This window comes from Paenibacillus sp. TY11, from assembly GCF_059772165.1.
In genome coordinates this window covers 51,795-66,957 of the sequence record NZ_JCBAIQ010000024.1, presented here as the reverse complement: position 1 = coordinate 66,957, position 15,163 = coordinate 51,795, and the positions used below count along the sequence as shown (strand labels likewise).

The following is a 15,163-nucleotide window of genomic DNA, read 5'->3' as shown; positions in this document are numbered from 1 at the left end:
GCAGGGGCAGCCGTGAACGCTGCCCTTTGGCGTGTGTATACCCCATTTTAATGAACGGAAAGGAAGTTTTTGATGATGAAACGGGAAAACTCCGAAGCATTATATAAAGAAGCTCTGGAGCATATTGTTGGGGGCGTTAACAGCCCTTCACGCTCCTTTAAGGCTGTGGGCGGCGGCGCTCCAGTATTCATGAAACGCGCCAAAGGTGCTCATTTCTGGGATGAGGATGATAATCGGTATATCGACTATTTGGCGGCTTATGGCCCTATTATTACCGGACATGCCCACCCCCATATTACCAAGGCTATTAGCGAAGCGGCGGCGAACGGCGTATTGTACGGAACCTCAACGGTATTGGAAATCAAACTGGCCAAGATGTTGAAGGAAGCTATTCCTTCTATGGACAAGGTCCGGTTTGTGAATTCCGGCACAGAGGCGGTCATGACGACGATTCGTGTTGCACGGGCCTATACCAAACGGAACAAGATCATCAAATTTGCCGGCTGCTACCACGGTCACTCGGATCTGGTACTTGTAGCCGCAGGCTCCGGCCCTTCCACGCTGGGCATACCTGACAGCGCAGGCATTACGACTAACATTGCGAGCGAGGTTATTACCGTGCCTTTCAATGATCTCGACGCGTTACGCCAAGCCTTGGAGCGTTGGAGCGACGATGTGGCGGCAGTCATGGTCGAGCCGATTGTTGGTAATTTCGGCATGGTAATGCCGCAGCCTGGTTATTTGGAAGGGCTGTGCTCCATGGCCCGTGCGAACGGCTCACTCGTCATTTATGACGAGGTCATTACCGCGTTCCGATTCCACTTCGGTTCCACCCAAACGTATGCAGGTTTGGACAATCATGATGCGATTCAGCCGGATTTGACCGCGCTGGGCAAAATCATGGGTGGTGGTCTGCCGATTGGTGCCTACGGCGGCAGCAAGCAGATCATGGAGCAGGTTGCCCCTCTCGGCCCGGCTTATCAGGCGGGCACTATGGCGGGCAACCCGGCTTCCATCTCTTCAGGCATCGCCTGTCTCGAAGTCCTTCAAGGGGAAGGCGTGTATGAAGAGATGGAACGTCTGGCCGTGAGGCTGACGGACGGTATTCAGTCCTCCGCCGAACGCTACGGCGTGCCATTGACGATCAACCGTATTCGTGGAGCTTTCTCTACGCATTTCTGTGATCATCCGATCACGAATTACGCTCAGGCGCAGGATACGGATAGCGAAGCGTTCGCATCCTTCTTCCGTCACATGCTGGATCGCGGTATTCATCTTGCACCATCCAAGTACGAAGCCTGGTTCCTCACGACAGCGCATACGGATGAAGACGTGGATACTACGCTGGAAGCGGCAGACGATTCGTTCCGTGCTATGTCACAAGGTAAGTAAACCCATCAGTAAGTAGTAGAAATGAATAGGATAAGAGCTGGAAGTAGTCTTAGGGACGGGGGTATCCGACCTCTGGGACTGCGTTCCGGCTTTTTTTTATTTCACAACTGTACCCGTACAGTTGCAAGTTTTATGGATTGTATCAGGTTATGCCATCCGGGTATATTGAGAGAACCACAGATTGAGGTCATTATTACGGAGGTTTATTATGCACAGTCGTTCCAGAAATGGGGCCGCCTATCTGGCAGCTCTCAGCTATGCAGCTATACTTGGATTTTCATTTTTATTTGTAAAATTGACAGTCACAGAGGCCAGCCCGCTGGATGTAATCGCCCACCGCTTTGCGCTGTCTTTTATCGCTTTAACCATTCCAGTGCTGCTCGGTTGGATCAAGATCAACATCAAGTGGCGTGACATTCTGCGCATTTTACCACTGGCGCTGCTCTCGCCTTTAGTGTATTTTCCACTGCAAGCCTTCGGGCTGATGAGCACCTCTTCATCGGAAGGCGGAATTATTCAAGCAACCGTTCCCATCTTTACGCTGCTGTTAGCTTCCTATTTTCTTAAAGAGCGCACAACGATGGTCCAAAAGATTTCCTTACTGCTCTCTGTCTTTGGTGTGGTTTTTATATTTGTGATGAAAAGCGGAGCACCACTAGCTTCCAATAGCTTTGGCGGTATTCTTTTGCTCGTGCTCTCTGCTATATGCCTATCCGGCTATAACGTGCTGGCACGTCCATTAACACAAAAGTACAATCCGATGGAATTGACCTACGTTACCTCTATTTTGGGATGTATCGTTTTTAACTTGATGGCACTGGGATACCATGCAATAGACGGCTCCATGAGCGCCTATACCGCTCCACTGGTAAAGCCTGATTACTGGCTGGCACTGGTTTATCTGGGCATTCTGTCTACCCTCGTCACCTCGCTGTTATCAAGCTTTGCCTTGAAGTGGATCGAAGCCTCCAAAATGAGTGTGATCGGTAATTTATCCACCCTCATTTCCATGATTGCCGGTGCTTATATTTTGAAAGAGCAGCTCGCCTACTACCACATTATTGGGGCTGTCATGATCATTGTCGGCGTGCTGGGTACCAATTTCGGAGGGCGAAAAAGCTTCACGCCAATCAAAGCAACTTCTGCAAAATCACAAAAAACGGGCTGAAAACAGATGTACATTTCACTAATGGAATGGTAAACTGTATAAAATTGTATGGCGATGATGAAAAGAAGTAGGCAGATGAAGAAGCTTCAGAGAGTCGGCGTTGGGTGAGAGTCGATGTTTCACTTCTGCTGAAATGGGTTTCGGAGCACCACGTTGAACACTGCTTTCCCAGTGGAACGGTCAGTAGGCACGGCGGAAAAGTCCATCCGTTATCAAGGGACAGGATATCGACGGATCTTCAGGCAGTGGCAGCTCTGACAAGAAACGCGTCCGTATCTGGTGAGAGGATCGTTTGTCAGAAGCAAACGGTCAATCCAGGTGGCACCGCGAAGCACAAGCTTCGTCCTTGGAACGCAATCGCTATGTATTAGTGTATTGCGATATTGCAGCAAAGCGGCATGGTCCGTAGGCTGTGATATTCCAGAGACGGAGCTTTTTTGTATTGGTTTGAAGCTGAATGGTCTCTAGGATGGACTTGAACTTGAAGGGAGGTGATGGCCGTGGAGGACGGCTGGTGGTGGCGTGTATACCGTGTAATGTTTGCAGCATTTTATAACTTATTGAAATTGGGGAGGAAAAAGTATGCAATCTACATCCGATATTATCCTGACTGGCGACCGTACGACTGGCAAGCTCCATCTCGGCCATTACATCGGCAGTCTTCGTAGCAGAACAGAGCTACAGCATGAATATCGCACCTTTATTATTTTGGCAGATGTGCAGGCGTTGACTACGCATTTTGATCATCCAGACGTATTAGCCACGAGTGTGCGCCAAGTCGCTCTCGACTATCTGGCAGCAGGTATCGACCCGAATCAGGCTACACTATTTGTCCAATCCATGATTCCAGAAATCGCAGAGCTGGCTCAGTATTTTAGCATGTTCGTGACGGTCAATTCACTGCGGCATAACCCGACGGTAAAAAATGAAGCTCGGCAACGCGGTACCAAAGATATGTGCTACGGCTTTCTCGGCTATCCGGTCAGTCAGGCCGCAGATATAGCGATCTGCAAGGCCACTTTGGTTCCGGCAGGTGACGATCAGATTCCTCATATGGAGCAGGCTCGTAAAATCGTTCGCCGCTTCAATGAACTGTACCGCCCCGTTCTGCCGGAGCCACGCATTTTACAAGGTGGGAGGCTAACCGGGCTGGACGGAAACAGCAAAATGAGTAAAAGTCTTGGCAACGCGCTGTATCTCGACTCTTCAGCCGAGGATGTCAACAACAAGCTTGCACGGGCAAAAACAGACCCGGCGCGTATTCGCAAGCATGATCCAGGTCACCCGGACATCTGTCCGGTATACGAGTATCACCGTTATTTCCGTCAGGACGGTATGGACGATATCCATGATCAGTGCTCTAAAGGAGCCATCGGCTGTACCGATTGCAAGAGATTGACGGCTCAGGCCGTAAATGCGCTGTTGGAGCCCATGCGTGAACGTCGTAAGACTTTTGCTGCACGAATGGGAGACATCGACGAAATTTTGGTCGAGGGGACGCGGAAGGCTCAGGTTACGGCGCGGGAAACGATGGGTGAAGTGCGTGATGCAATGGGAATTAGCTACTTTGGACGCTAATCTACCTTCAAAAAAAGAAATCTCCAAGCTGTGCAATTCCAGCCTGGAGATTTCTTTTTTAACTTCGTAGTCCTCGTCGGATTAGACAGGGTACGCCATGACACTCATTAACGCCAGTTCCGGCTGTGTCGTGTCCAGTCTGCTATATTGTACGATGATGGGCACATCGCTAGTGACCGTAATTGCGTAAGGAATGCCTGCCGGAATCCGTTCGCCGGACTTCTCCAACGAGGCTGTTCGGATATGGCGGGTTCGTCTTCCTTCTACCACCTCCATCAATCCCTCCAACGGCTCGCGGTCTTCAAAATAGATGTCTATACTCAGCTTTGCCGCACGGTTTCCACAGTTCAGCACGCATATACTCTCATGACTGAGCAGTTCTCCCCGGCTTTCCGGTGGAATATATCCGTCGGGGATGACCCAGAACAGACTACCTCGCGGTTGGTTAGCTGCCTTTTCCTGAGAAAGTTCAATATCTCTCATGCTATCGGCTCCTTTCACCTATGAATACTTTCGCATCCCTATGCACTTTTTTCTACCCGTACGGATTCTCCTTGGTACGCAGCAGTTGAGCCAGAAAAGCAAGCGCCAATCCCTGACCCCATCCCTGAATGCGTTTGTATGGCACGTTTCGGTAGCCGTCAATATCGTTCATCACAGCAGTTCCAGCGGATACACCCGTTACCGTGCCGTCCTCCTTAATGCGGGAAAGAATACCGTCGATCGCCTTTTGTGTGTATTTGTTAAACAACCGCCCTTGCATAAGCAAGGCAGTCGCAATTCCAGCCGAGCCCGATGTTTCCAGATAAGAGGTATCATCGTTCAGCACCGTATGCCACAGCCCTTCCGGGGATTGCAGCCGCACCAGCGCACTGAGCTGGTCACGCAGCGAGCCGTCGATGATCATATAGGATGGATGCTGCACCTCCACAAATTTCAGCGCTTTTGCCATCGTGAGGGCTGCCCATGAATTGCCGCGCGCCCAGTATATCCCTGACATCCGGCTTTGATTCGCATGGTCCCAGCCGTGATAATACAGATTCGTATCCGGGTCCTGCAAAAATTCTTCATGCCCGTGATATTGACGGACCCCATCCTCCCAATACTCCTTGTTCCCCAGCAGATGACCGATGCGCAGCAAATAATAACCGGCCATAAACATCGTATCCACCCATGCTTGCTGCGGAAATACATCGTGAAGTGAATTCACTGTATGCTGGAAAATGCCATCGGCAAACCGCTCAGCTTTTTTGGCCAAAAATTCTGCCATCTCGATGGCGATATCAAGGTATTTTTGCTCACCTGTGGCCTGATGCAGCGTCAACAAACAATGCCCGACAGAAACGCCGTTCACCGAGAGAGACGGAAGTCCATCCTCGATATTTTCGTCAACCCATTCTTTCAGCTTGGTCAAATACTTTTCATTCCCTGTCGCTTCATACGCTTCGCATACTCCGTAAAAGGCTACTCCACCAGGCCAATCCCAGCTATAGTGCATTTGAAACGTGCGTTCTACTACCCGGTCGATCACCTGTTTAACTTGTTCTTCATCAAAAATCAATGCAGGCATTTCCTCGTCTCCCCCTTGACCCCCGTACATGAAAAGGTCATCTGTCAACGTAAATACATGCGCAGCGGTTGCAAATCCAGTTCCTTCACAGCATCCGCCACCATGTCTGCAATACGAACTGCGCCATTCTCATGAAAATGCGTGTTATCCTCTAAGCCGCCGGAAAAGTTCATGTATTCACCAGGCAGCAGCCACATAAAAAGCTCTTTGCTCTCTTCGGGACCCAGCCGCTCATATAACTCCTGCGTGCGGGCAGACAAATCAATCAGTGGCACGTTCGCTTCTTCCGCCAGCTCTCGAACCGCTGTTATATAGTCACCGTGTGTGTCGGATAGCGTACCATCCTCGTTAAAATAGCGACGATGTACGGGCGTGACCAGCACCGGGGTTGCCTCATGACTTCTCGCGCCGTCAATGTAGAGGCGCAGATGCTCCTTGTAGGTTGTAAAAGGCTCCGTAGTCCGCTCCGGATCAGGCTTCTGATCATTATGACCGAACTGGATGAACAGGAAGTCTCCTGCCTTCATTTCGCCCAAAATGACGTCCAGACGTCCTTCGTCCACGAAGCTTTTGGAGCTTCGCCCCGATACGGCATGATTATCTACGCAGACATCATGCTTGAACAGGGCGGGCAAAGCCTGGCCCCAGCCTGTATACGGATAGCCGGACGCGTCCTGATCCGTAACCGTGGAATCTCCGGCCAGGAATAACCGGAGGGTCTGTGGCGCTGGCGCAATCTCCAGCGCATTGAGCCGCGGCGCGGTGCCTGATACGGTGAGGCGTAGTTTGCCGCCCCGGACAGGCACCGCAAACCGGGCCTCGGCGAACTGGCCCGGTAGCGTGTGTACTGGGGGCAGCATATGCTTGCCCTCGCCAGCCTTGAGTTGCGTGAGCGTTTCCGCCAGTGAATCGCCAAGCAGTACGGTGACGAGATACATCCCGTCCGGCACATCCGCGACAAACGCAGCGTTCAGCGGAATGCAAAAGCTGCTTCGCAGCCGCGTGAGTGCATCCTTGGCTGAGCTCTGCCTTTTTCGACCGTACACATGCTCCGTAGTCTCGAAGCCATAGCCCTGTTCAGCTGTATATAAGCAATCCGGGGACACTCCCTTATAGCCATCCGCAGGCTCCCCCGGACCAAAATCAAACTTCCACATTTTACTCACCTCTCAGCCATCACCCTTAACCCCCGTCAATTCAATCGTACACATCCGGATGCCTTCCATTTCTACTCTTACGCTTCATATCCTCACGCTATGCATTTGGGGTCTTACCCCTTCAAACCACTCGTACTCATTCCTTCTACAATTTGCTTCTGGAATGCGAAGAATACAGCGATAACCGGTAGCAAGCTGAGAATGGACATCGCGAACATTCCTCCCCAGTTGGAAGCGGACTCGCTGTCGAGGAACATTTTGAGTGCAATAGAAACGGTATATTTCTCCGGCGAATTCAGATACAGTACCGGACCGAGCAAATCTTCCCACTTCCAGTAGAAAGAGAAGATTGCCGCTGTAGCCAGCGAGGATTTAAGCAAGGGCAAAATAATCCGAAAATACAGTCGGAACTTGCCGCATCCGTCAATCGTCGCCGCTTCATCCAACTCTCCTGGTATCGTCCGTATAAACTGAACCATCAGGAAGATGAAGAACGGCATTCCGAAAAAGGACGGCACGACCAACGGCAAGATCGTATTGATCCAGCCGAGCTTGGTGAAAATAATATATTGCGGTACCAGTACCACATCCCCTGGCAGCATCAGCGTCACCATCATCAGGGCAAACCACAAGTTACGCCCTTTGAATTTCAAACGTGCGAAGCCAAATGCGATCAATGAGGAGGAAAGCACGGCTCCAATTGTTGAAATCACTACGATAGTGAGCGAATTCATAATATATGTGCCGAAGTTATACCCCGTTGTGCCTTTCCAGCCTGTTACATAGTTTTGCCAGATCCATTCTGTAGGGAAAAGCGAGGATGCCGTGACGAATATCGTCCGACTTTCTTTAAATGAGCTGAACAGCATCCAAAAAACGGGATACAGCATCAGGAGCGCCAGTGCAGCAACCAGAATGTGATAAATTGGCCATTTGAACGTTTTCCATGCCATCGGTATCAGCGCCCCTTTTCCGTTTCATAAAATACCCAGTATCTGGACGATATAAATAAAATCGCTGTCAGTATCGCAATCATAATGAGCATGACCCAGGCCATGGCCGCCGCATATCCCATATTGCTGAACATAAACGCCTGACGGAACAGATACAGTGAATGCAGCATCGTTCCATCCATCGGGCCTCCCTCGCCCTTGGAAATAACATAGGCCGGGACGAAGGTCATAAAGGCACTGATCGTCTGCATAATTAGGTTAAATAGAATAATTGGACTCAGCAGCGGCAGCGTAATACTGAAAAATTTTCGTACCGGCGAAGCACCATCTACGCTGGACGCCTCGTACAATTCAAGTGGAATGTTCTTCAACCCTGCCAGGAAAATGAGCATGGACGAACCGAATTGCCATACAGACAAGGTGATCAGCATCGTCAGTGAAGCATTTGGATCACCAAACCATTTCACCGGTGTTGCCCCCAAGGCCGAAAGCAAGCTGTTTACAATGCCGTCATTGCTGAAAATGTTGCGCCACATGATGGACACCGCAACGCTGCCCCCGATAATGGACGGCAGATAGTACATCGTCCGATAGGTGCCGACCATGCGCGATTTGGTATTCAAAATCATAGCCACAAACAGCGCGAAAATCAGTCGCAACGGTACACCGACCAATACATACGTAAACGTGACCCTGATCGAATTCCAGTATTTCGGGTCGCCTGTGAACATTTTTTCGAAGTTACCCAGACCAATCCATTTGGGCGGGGTGAACAGGTTGTAGGTGGTAAAGGACAGATATAGCGAAATAAACATTGGAATTAACGTAAACGCCAGAAAGCCCACAATAAACGGGCTGATAAACGCATATCCGGTCACATTGGCTTTCAAGCTATGATGATTTCGCAAGCTCATCAAGCCTCCCTTCTGTTGCATTTTACTAATTTCCGAAACCTTATAGTATTATTTAATCGTTGTTATACGCACTATATTATAATGTATACAAAGGGTGCTTCTGCGGTTTGTTCGTCGGGTTAACCGTGCGTAAATATGCTATGCACTACGCACGGTTAACTTAACGAAACTGACCCTCGACCATAGGCTAAAACGTTGTCAGATATCCAAAGGTCTTATTGCGCTCATTATTGCTTGTTATTCGCAAGGATGGTATTCGCATCAGCGCGGAATTTGGCCGCTGCATCCTCCGCCGTCATCTGCCCAAAATTGACCTGCTCAATATAATCGGTCAGGGTCGCAATCACTTCCGGCGATCCGACTGGCGGCGGCGGGCTCATTGGAGAAGCTTTTGGCTCCATGGAAGCCACAAATTCAAACACTTGCTTCGTAGGCTCGCTCAACTCCGGCGCTACAGCTTCCTTAATTTTGGCGGAAATCGGCACGCCCCGTTCGCCTTTAATCAATTTATTCGCTTCTACATCGTTCATCCAGAAATCAATAAACTTAGCAGCCTCATCCTTCACCTGTGAACGGGCAGCAACCGTCCAGTACATCGTAGGCTGCATATATACGCCTTTTTCCATATTCGGCCCAAACATCGGAGCCAGTGCCATTGGGCGGTTAACGACCTGCTGTAAGCCCACATACTGATTGGACCACTGCCAAATGCCGATGCCTGTTCCTTTGACGATATCGGATTCCTCAAGAATACCCTTGGTCTGGTTCATGATTTCAGGAGGCGGGGTCGCCCCCTTCTTAATCAGCTCAGCCAATCCGCCGAAGAAGTCAACAAACAGCTTATCGTCGTCATACCCCAATCCTGTTCCTTCCGCATTGTAGAGAGACTTTCCTTGAGTACGCAAATAGTAGTGGAAGAAAATATCGGCAGCCATAGAGCTGTCAAAGTATACTTTATTGGAACCTGCCTTCAAAGCCAGTTCTTTGTATTGATCCAATGTCCAGTTGTCAGGAATTTTATCTATGCCCGCTTTTTTGAGCAACGCCGGGTCATACTGGAAACCCAGAACATTAACACCTGTTGGAATACCATATTGCTTTCCGGCAATTACGCCGGTTTTGAGTACATTTTCGGTCACATCAGCGACCTGAATTTTTTGATTCAAGTATGGCGCAAGATCCTCCAGTTGACCATTCTTCGCATATTGGCTAATGTACGAAATGTCCATTTGCACGATATCCGGCAGCTGATTAGCCGCAGCCTGCGGAGCGAGCTTTTTCCAATAGTCATCAAAAGAGGCATATTCGACGTCAATCGTTACATTTGGATTTTTCTGCTTATACAAATCAATGACCTTCTGCGTGTATTCATGACGCGTATCCGATCCCCACCAAGCGATCCGCAACTTTACTTTCCCGTCTGCACTTGTGCCCGAATTGCCGCCGCCGTCCGCTCCGCTACATGCCGTCGTCAAAACGAGCAGCATAGCCATGATCAGAAACCATCCCTTTTTGCCCACCTATCTCTCCCCTTTTCGCTGTTCTAGAAAGGAGCCGTGTTACAAGTGACAACGTATTTACGCAAAATTGATAGCGTTTACATTTGCTCCTGTTGTTATTTTCCCAAAAGCAGAGAAGCATTGGAATACACAAATCAGATTTCCTAAGTTAAAAAAACAGAGGGACTCCGCCCACTCATCCCCGTTCGTGTGATTTAATGTACTCGGAAGGCGTCATACCCGCCCATTTTTTGAACACCTGGCTAAAATATTGCGCGTTCCCCCCGAAGCCGAACCATTCCGCCAGTTCGAACACCTTAACGTCTCCCGTCTCCCGAATATGCTCAGCCGCACGTTCGATCCGATAACGGTTGACGTAATGTGAAAAGTTTTCACCTGTCACCTTTTTGAAAATCTTCCCTAAGTAGTCGGAATTCATATACAGCATTTGACCCGCCACTCCGTTCAGCGACAGATCGGATTTTCTGTAGTTTTGCTCAATAATGGTGATCATTTTATCAACGGTGGAAGATTGGCGGTACACATTACTTTTATAATAGATTGCGGTCATTCGTTCGGCAGCTTCCTGTACAAAAGACTTGAGACATGCCAACGTTTTTTGCTCTGCCAGCACGACCATTCGGCTCGTAAACGCCGCACGCTCCTCTTCAGGGCATATACGGATCATAGCGGCATAGAGCTGAAGCACATAGGAGCGCGTCACGGAGATTTCCAGCTTCATACGGGACAGGATGCCGAACAACCGATCCACTTCCTGTGCAACCTCCTCCGCATTTCCGGCTTTGATCAGCAGACCGAACTTCTCCTCGTCCAGCTCCAAATCTGCCATCTCCCGGGTATCCTCAGCCGCCAAATCCTCCTTTGTAATCAGACTGCCCTCCCCGGTGTAAAAACGGTGATTCATACAATGCAGTGTCTCCCGGTACATCCCTCGCGAATGCTGCATGCTATCCGACTCGCTAACCGCGAACGTTACCTCCAGCTTGTAAAAACGGTGAAACGTCGCACGTACCGCTTCGATCTGTTTCATAAGCTGTGACGTGTCATCCCCACTTTCCAGCACGATGAGCAGTTGTCCCTGCATGGTCGTACTGAGCAAGACATCATCCATTAAATCCGCCGCTATATTTTGCAATGCAAACAAATGCTCCGGCTCATGGGATTCCTCCACCCGCAGCAGCAGCATTCGAACCTGCTTATCTTGCAATTCCAGACCGAACAACCGCTCATAAAAAGCGATATCACGGCTACCGTAAGTTTTATAGGAAATAAACTCCTTCAAAAAATGCTCCTTCACATGAGGCAGCATACGCTGAAAATCAAGCTTCATCCGATTCACGAACTGTTTGCGTTCTTCCTGCTCCTCCCGCTCCTGCCCCAACTCGGTCAGAGCCTCATGAATTTGCCGCTCATTGCAGGGCTTCAACAAGTAGTGCTTCACCCCGTATTGCATGGCTCGACAGGCATAGTCGAAATCTTTGTAACCAGACAACAAAATGAAACGAACGTCTGGAAAATGCTCCGTCGTTTTGGCAACCAGTCCGATACCGTCCAGTCCAGGCATAGAGATGTCGCTGATTACAAAATCAGGCGGGCTGGCCTGAATCTGATCATAAGCCTCAATCCCATTACGTGCCGTACCAACCAGCCTCGTTCCCGCTCTGCCCCAATCAACCACCTGTGATATACCTTCCAAAATCATACGCTCATCATCAACCAGTAGCACCTTGTACACGACCCTGATCCCCTTTCACATATGGAATACAGACATGAATCGACGTTCCTGTTCCTGACTCGCTATGCAGCTCTATCCCCCACGGTGTACCAAATGTCAGGTTAATCCGTTCCTGAATATTCGTAAGTCCAATGCCCTGTCCACGAGTCGTGACCTGCCCGCTCCGCAGCTTTTCCAAGAAATCAGGCGTCATTCCCGGTCCGTCATCTTCAACTTGCAGAAACAGAGCCCCCTCGCTTTCTCTCGCAATAATAGCAATCCGACAGGGTTCAATCCGCGGCTCCAGCGCATAATGGATGGCATTCTCCACCAAAGGCTGAAGCGTTAGCTTCGGAATTTGCGCGTCCATCAGTTCTTCCGGGACATCCAGATGGAAAACGAGACGTTCATCGAAGCGTGTTTTTTGGATCGTTACGTAGCTCCGCACGATTTCCAGTTCTTTTCGAAGCGGAATCAGCTGCTCTTCAAAACTGACCGCACTGCGCAGCAGAAAAGCAAGTGCTTCCACCATTTCTGAAATTCGATCCTGCTTATTGGCCTTGGCGAGCCAGTTCACGGATTCAAGCGTGTTGTATAAAAAATGCGGATTAATCTGTGCCTGTAGCGCCTTTAACTCTGTTTCCCGCAGCAATAGCTGCTTGGCAACATTCTCATTAATAAGCTCACGGATACGGCGAATCATCTTCTTATACGTCCGATGCAGCAAGCCCACCTCATCCTGTGTGGAAAGGGGGACCGCGCCAAGCGCTTCCTCTTCCAAACGGTCGAGATCGCCTTTTTCTATTTTACGCATGTTCTGGATTAATTGAACGATCGGTTTGGTAATGCTGCCTGACAACCTAGCTCCCAATGCCAGTGCAATAAGAAGCATAATTACAAAAATAGCGCTTACAATTTCTTTGATGATCGTAATGCTACGAAACATATCATCGAAAGGGGTCATATGCAAATACGTCCACCCCGTATAAGAGGATTTGATTTGAGCTGCGAAAAAGGTCCCTCCTGAGTAGGTCGCAATCCCATAAGGCTGCTTCCTCCCAAGCTCGGCCTGAATCTCTCTCTCACTCAAAAGCGGTGTTTCGGGATAAATCATCCGCCTTCCATCTGTAATCATCAACTGTCCGTCACGGCCGGAGGTCTGCACACGATCAGCTACAATCCGGTCAATTCGCACACGAATCGCAAGCGTTCCGAGCCCATTCAGCGTAAAATTGGAATCGGTAAAGGATTTGAACTGCCGCGCTGCCAGCAAGGAGGAATGACCTGCCGCATACCATGCATTGGAACCATCATATTCGTCTGCCAGCTCCGACAGGGTGGACCGAAGCTCTTGGGGAATACCTTCACGGTTGCCCGCGCTCATGACCTGCCCCTCTTTGTCGATCACCATCATAGAATAGACATAGGTTTCAGAGCCGGCAAAGGCGACAAGCCTATTCGTTATTTTTTTACGCAGCACCATTTTGGCATAAGGTGACGTTTCCTTTTCCAGTTGTAGCAAATAACGTTGAAGCTGCTCGTCCGTTGTTACCTTGAAAGTAACTTTTTCAACATCCTTCAGCTCATTTTCTATGCCGATTGAAGAAATATTGAGTACTTCGGATGTCTTTTTGTACATTTGATTATCATAAATATGAAATACGTATTTAAGTATGACTGCAACAACCGCAAAATTAACCAGCATGAGCACCGTAATCAGCAGTACCATTTTATGATGGATTCCGGCATTTTTGTAAGCGCTCTTAAAATAGGTAATCAGTGAATGTCGCCTCCTTTGCTCGTTCTGCCCGGTCCAGCTCAAAATGGAGAAAACTTTATATATCATACAAAATACCCCATGCCTTGGTCATTCGGCAAGAGGTATTTGTGTTTGCTTAGCGTTGATCGGTTGGTTTCGATTTGTCCGCCTTGCTCATATATTCGTCGTATCGGTCATCAAGTTCCCGTGCCATACTCCGGTATTTACGCGTCTCCTCGACAATGGGATCAATATGAGTCTGAACCCGCACCTCATATTTAGGGCTGAGCCGTTCCCGTTTTTTGGCCTCATTCTCACGAATTTCGCCTTCCGTCAGCAGTTCACTGAGCTGGCGTTCCAATTCTTCGGATTGGCTCATCGCGATTTCCTCCTTCAGGATGATGGTCTCTACGTAGAATTATAACCCGGTTGCGTCTGCTTCTTTCAGCACTTGAATAAGTTGTGAATGAATAGCTGTATTCGTAGCTGCAATATGCCGTACACTCAGGTCATAAGGTCTGCCCAATGTATCCGTAATTGTGCCGCCTGATTCCTGTACCAGCAAAGCGCCCGCTGCCACATCCCACGCATTCAAACCAATTTCGCAATAAGCGGACAGCCGTCCCGATGCCACATAAGCCAGATGCAGTGCTGCCGAGCCGAGCGCCCGAATGCCGCGTACCTGAGGTGTAAGAACCTGCGTAATTTTCATATTCAACGGTTGTGCATACGTACGATCCGGCGGGAAACCGATGCACACCAGACTATCTCCCAGTGTTTCTTCTCTCGATGCTTGCATGCGATTGCCATGTACATACGCACCTTTACCTTTTTCCGCTACGAACATTTCATCACGGGACGGATCATAAATAACCCCGACAATCACCTCTCCACGGTGGGCCAAGGCAATAGATACACTGTAGTACGGCAGACTGTGCACAAAATTGGTAGTGCCGTCTACCGGATCAATAATCCATAAATATTCCTCTTCACGGGCAGCCTCTAAAGCGCGGGCCGAAGCTTCGGCTCCCGGCTCCACCCCCTCTTCACCCAGAATGGCATGATCGGGAAAATGGGTCAGAATCAATCTGCGAATCATCTGCTCTGCACCTTTATCTACCTCGGTCACGAGATCCGTCGGAAACTGCTTGGTATTCAAATGTTCAACAGTTCCCAGTCTGCTCTTAATCCATTCCCCGGCTTTGGATGCCGCATTAATAGCCACGGCAGTATAGCTTTTTCCTGATACGATATAGGGAACCTTTTCGTTTTCATGTTCATTCAACGTGTTCACTCTACTTTCTATATCATTGTTACGTGGTTTACGAATCTGCCCTACAGCGCAGTCTCTTAACCATCTCTGTTTCAGTACAAGTTTGCTAGTTTACACATTCTAGTATACACAATAAGCTTCAAAAAGTTTCTGTTTATGGGAACT

General features: G+C 49.2%; 13 protein-coding genes and 1 other annotated feature. Of the genes, 3 read left to right on the top strand and 10 right to left on the bottom strand.

The genetic code is table 11. The features are described from left to right. Positions 1-75: 75 nt before the first annotated feature. The 3 genes from AC6EJC_RS22415 (at position 76) to trpS (ending at position 4,138) form a co-directional block, all read left to right on the top strand. A complete protein-coding gene (locus AC6EJC_RS22415) occupies positions 76-1,392 on the top strand; it encodes a glutamate-1-semialdehyde 2,1-aminomutase (protein ID WP_444955878.1) in 1,317 nt (438 codons plus the stop codon). Between the two features lie 208 nt (positions 1,393-1,600). Further along, on the top strand, positions 1,601-2,560 hold the full coding sequence (locus AC6EJC_RS22410; RefSeq protein WP_444955858.1) for a DMT family transporter: 960 nt from the start codon (positions 1,601-1,603) through the stop codon (positions 2,558-2,560). 45 nt (positions 2,561-2,605) lie between these two features. After that, positions 2,606-2,911: a binding site (T-box leader), on the top strand. Between the two features lie 231 nt (positions 2,912-3,142). Beyond that, a complete protein-coding gene (trpS, locus tag AC6EJC_RS22405; RefSeq protein ID WP_444955857.1) occupies positions 3,143-4,138 on the top strand; it encodes a tryptophan--tRNA ligase in 996 nt (331 codons plus the stop codon). Positions 4,139-4,219: 81 nt separating this feature from the next. Here the strand turns inward: trpS and AC6EJC_RS22400 are convergent, their stop codons facing one another. The 10 genes from AC6EJC_RS22400 to AC6EJC_RS22355 form a co-directional block, all read right to left on the bottom strand. Beyond that, positions 4,220-4,621 carry a sensory rhodopsin transducer gene (locus AC6EJC_RS22400; RefSeq protein WP_348621511.1) on the bottom strand — a complete coding sequence of 134 codons (402 nt, stop codon included), beginning with the start codon at positions 4,619-4,621 and terminating at the stop codon, positions 4,220-4,222. Between the two features lie 52 nt (positions 4,622-4,673). Beyond that, complete coding sequence (locus AC6EJC_RS22395; protein WP_444955856.1) at positions 4,674-5,708, bottom strand: glycoside hydrolase family 88/105 protein; 1,035 nt, start codon at positions 5,706-5,708, stop codon at positions 4,674-4,676. A 44-nt stretch (positions 5,709-5,752) separates the two neighbouring features. After that, positions 5,753-6,865: a rhamnogalacturonan acetylesterase gene (locus tag AC6EJC_RS22390; RefSeq protein ID WP_444955877.1), complete on the bottom strand. Its 1,113-nt coding sequence runs from the start codon at positions 6,863-6,865 to the stop codon at positions 5,753-5,755. Between the two features lie 113 nt (positions 6,866-6,978). Beyond that, entirely contained in the window at positions 6,979-7,818 is an 840-nt protein-coding gene (locus AC6EJC_RS22385; protein WP_444955855.1) for a carbohydrate ABC transporter permease, read from the bottom strand. Between the two features lie 5 nt (positions 7,819-7,823). Next, positions 7,824-8,732: a carbohydrate ABC transporter permease gene (locus AC6EJC_RS22380; RefSeq protein ID WP_444955854.1), complete on the bottom strand. Its 909-nt coding sequence runs from the start codon at positions 8,730-8,732 to the stop codon at positions 7,824-7,826. 227 nt (positions 8,733-8,959) lie between these two features. Further along, on the bottom strand, positions 8,960-10,252 hold the full coding sequence (locus AC6EJC_RS22375) for an ABC transporter substrate-binding protein (RefSeq protein ID WP_444955853.1): 1,293 nt from the start codon (positions 10,250-10,252) through the stop codon (positions 8,960-8,962). A gap of 175 nt (positions 10,253-10,427) precedes the next feature. Next, positions 10,428-11,987 (bottom strand): response regulator transcription factor, encoded by a 1,560-nt coding sequence (locus AC6EJC_RS22370; RefSeq protein ID WP_444955852.1) that lies wholly within the window; start codon positions 11,985-11,987, stop codon positions 10,428-10,430. Continuing rightward, positions 11,965-13,812 (bottom strand): sensor histidine kinase, encoded by a 1,848-nt coding sequence (locus AC6EJC_RS22365; protein ID WP_498475314.1) that lies wholly within the window; start codon positions 13,810-13,812, stop codon positions 11,965-11,967. The genes AC6EJC_RS22370 and AC6EJC_RS22365 overlap by 23 nt, the downstream gene beginning before the upstream one ends. A gap of 49 nt (positions 13,813-13,861) precedes the next feature. Next, entirely contained in the window at positions 13,862-14,104 is a 243-nt protein-coding gene (locus AC6EJC_RS22360; RefSeq protein ID WP_076293115.1) for a hypothetical protein, read from the bottom strand. A 39-nt stretch (positions 14,105-14,143) separates the two neighbouring features. Next, the gene (locus tag AC6EJC_RS22355) at positions 14,144-15,010 is read right to left on the bottom strand and encodes an inositol monophosphatase family protein (RefSeq protein WP_444955851.1); all 867 of its coding nucleotides are present in this window, start codon (positions 15,008-15,010) and stop codon (positions 14,144-14,146) included. Between the last annotated feature and the right edge of the window lie 153 nt (positions 15,011-15,163).